The organism is Rubritalea sp. (assembly GCF_039830215.1).
GTDB lineage: Bacteria > Verrucomicrobiota > Verrucomicrobiia > Verrucomicrobiales > Akkermansiaceae > Rubritalea.
Genome location: NZ_JBDOPO010000165.1, coordinates 1 through 2,999, shown reverse-complemented (window position 1 = coordinate 2,999; position 2,999 = coordinate 1). Strand labels below are relative to the sequence as shown.

Sequence of the window (2,999 nt, the reverse complement as noted above, 5' to 3'; positions counted from 1 at the left end):
GGGAATTCTCGAAGAAGGCCCGAATCTCCAGCATGGCCCAATATAGGCGGATGTATCGGGAATCGATCGAAAAGCCGGCCTCTTTCTGGGCCCGCGAAGCCAAAGAGCTCCACTGGCAGAAACGCTGGAAAAAGGTCCTCGATTGGAATCCTCCATTTGCTAAGTGGTTCACCGGAGCGCGCATCAATGTTGCTGAAAATTGCGTGGACCGTCACCTTACTAACGGCCGCAAAAACAAGGCTGCTATCATCTGGGAAGGTGAGCCAGGCGATAAACGCACCATCACCTACCAGCAGCTCCAGCGTGAAGTCTGCCGCATGGCCAACATCTTGTTGGGAAAGGGAGTGAAATCTAAGGACCGCGTTCTCATCTACATGCCGATGGTTCCTGAAGCCACTATCGCAATGCTCGCCTGTGCCCGTATTGGCGCAGTCCACTCCATTGTTTTCGGAGGCTTCTCCTCTGAGTCTATCAAAGATCGCCTCGAAGACTCCAAGGCAGTGGCCGTCATTACTGCCGATGGCTCATGGCGTCGTGCTGGTGTCGTCCCACTCAAAGACAACATGGACGAAGCCCTCAAAGGCAACACATCAGTCAAATCAGTGCTCGTCCTCAAGCGTTGTGAGAATGACATCAAAATGAAGAAAGGCCGTGATTTCTGGTGGCATGAAGAAGCTGCTAAAGCTCCCGCCACGCACAAAGCAAAGGGCTTCAGCTCTGAGCACCCACTCTTCATCCTCTACACATCTGGTTCCACAGGAAAGCCAAAGGGAATCCTCCACACTGCCGGCGGCTACATGGTTGGAACTTACACCACCTGTAAGTACATCTTCGACATGAAGGAAGACGATGTCTACTGGTGCACTGCTGATGTCGGCTGGATCACTGGTCACTCCTACATCACCTACGGACCACTTCTCAATGGCGTGACGCAGGTTATGTACGAAGGTGGACCAAACTATCCAGACTGGAGCAGATTTTGGAATATCATCGAAGAATACGGTGTCACTATTTTCTACACAGCCCCAACAGCAATCCGTGCATTCATCAAAGCTGGCGACGAGCACGTAGATAAACACGACCTCTCATCACTCCGCCTTCTAGGCACAGTGGGCGAGCCTATCAACCCAGCCGCGTGGGAATGGTACTACAACAAGATTGGTGGCGGACGCTGCCCAATCGTTGACACTTGGTGGCAGACTGAAACAGGTGCAGCCATGATCTCACCACTGCCTGGTTGCACACCGATCAAGCCTGGCACAGCAACTCTCCCATTCTTTGGTGTCGATGCCGTTATTCTCGATGAAGAAGGCAACGAATGTAAAGCTGACCAACCTGGTCGTCTCGTCATCCGCAAACCATGGCCATCCATGCTCCGTAACATATACGGCGACAAAAAGCGTTACAAAAATACCTACTGGAGTGACTACGACGGCATGTACACAGCCGGTGATGGTGCCCGTAAGGACAAAAAAGGAAACATCTACATCATTGGCCGACTCGATGACGTGCTCAACGTTTCCGGCCACCGCCTCGGCACAGCTGAGATCGAATCAGCACTCGTAGCGCACAAAGCTGTTGCTGAAGCCGCAGTTGTTGGCAAGCCACACGAGATCAAAGGCCAGTCAGTTGTCTGCTTCGTCACACTCAAAGGGGGCATCAAAGAAACGGACAAACTTAAAATCGAGCTCCGCAACCACATCGGTAAAGTCATCGGTGCGATTGCCAAGCCGGACGCGATTCACTTCGCTCCGGGTCTACCTAAGACTCGCTCAGGCAAGATCATGCGTCGCCTCCTCAAGGAGCTTGTCGCAACAGGCAAGGTCACAGGAAACACGACAACTCTCGAAGACCCGAAGGTTATCGACGCCCTCCAGAAATCCTTGAACGAGTAACGATTTGCTATACTTTCAAAGCGGAGCCCTCACACGAGGCTCCGCTTTTTTCGTAGCAGAGGCTGACTTCCTGCCATAAAGCCACGCACTCATCTCGTACAAAACTTATGAAGCAGACTAAATGCCTTGCCGCTGCCAAGCTTGATGATTCAAAGAGGCTAGAAACCTCTCCTACTCCGCGCTACATCATCGACACACCAGCTCTGCGGAAAAATCTCGAGATTCTTGCCGAGATCAAACAACAAGCAGACTGCAAGATCGTGCTCGCGCTGAAAGGCTTCGCGCTTTGGAAATCATTCCCAGTCGTCGCAGAATACCTCGATGGTTGTTGTGCTAGCGGACTGTGGGAAGCTCAGCTATCGCACGAAGAATTTGGCAAGCACACGCTCACTTATTCTCCAGCCTATAAAGAAGATGAAGTCAAAGAGCTACTAGAATTTAGCAGCCACCTCGACTTCAACTCAGTAAGCCAGTGGCAACGCTTTCGCGAAATGGTGACCACGCACCATCGTTACCTTTCTGGTAAACTAAAATGCGGAATGCGCATCAACCCCGAACACTCGACTGGCGACACCCCTCTCTACGATCCCTGCGCGGCGGGATCACATCTGGGTTCCACAGCCAAATCACTCGAAGGAACCGACCTCACAGGCATCAGCGGCCTCCACTTCCACACCCTCTGCGAACAAGGTGCCGATGACCTTGAAAGCACACTCGAAGCTATTGAACAAAAATTCGGCGACCTACTTCGCCGTCAAGAAATCAAATGGCTTAACATGGGCGGAGGCCACTGGATCACCAAGCCTAACTACGATCGCGACCTACTGGTCAAACTTATCAAGAAAACTCGAGAGCGCTACGATCTCGATGAAATCTGGCTCGAGCCCGGTGAAGCAATCGCTATCCACACTGGTGTCCTCGAAGCCTCCGTCATCGACATCGTTTCAAATGCGGGCATCCAGATTGCTATCCTAGACGTCTCTGCCACATGCCACATGCCCGATGTTCTAGAAATGCCTTACCGCCCAGAGGTCTTTGGACCTGATAGCACACTCGCCACTGAATCGGGAAAATACACCTACCGTCTCGGTGGGCCGAGCTGCC

The 2,999-nt window shown here is 52.3% G+C and carries 2 protein-coding genes; both read left to right on the top strand.

Annotation, left to right across the window (positions count from 1 at the left end):
- On the top strand, positions 1-1,895 hold a 1,895-nt coding region (acs, locus tag ABGY95_RS05480), incomplete at its 5' end, for an acetate--CoA ligase (protein WP_347440691.1).
- 107 nt (positions 1,896-2,002) lie between these two features.
- The coding region (locus tag ABGY95_RS05475) for a carboxynorspermidine decarboxylase (RefSeq protein ID WP_347440690.1) at positions 2,003-2,999 on the top strand (997 nt) is incomplete at its 3' end.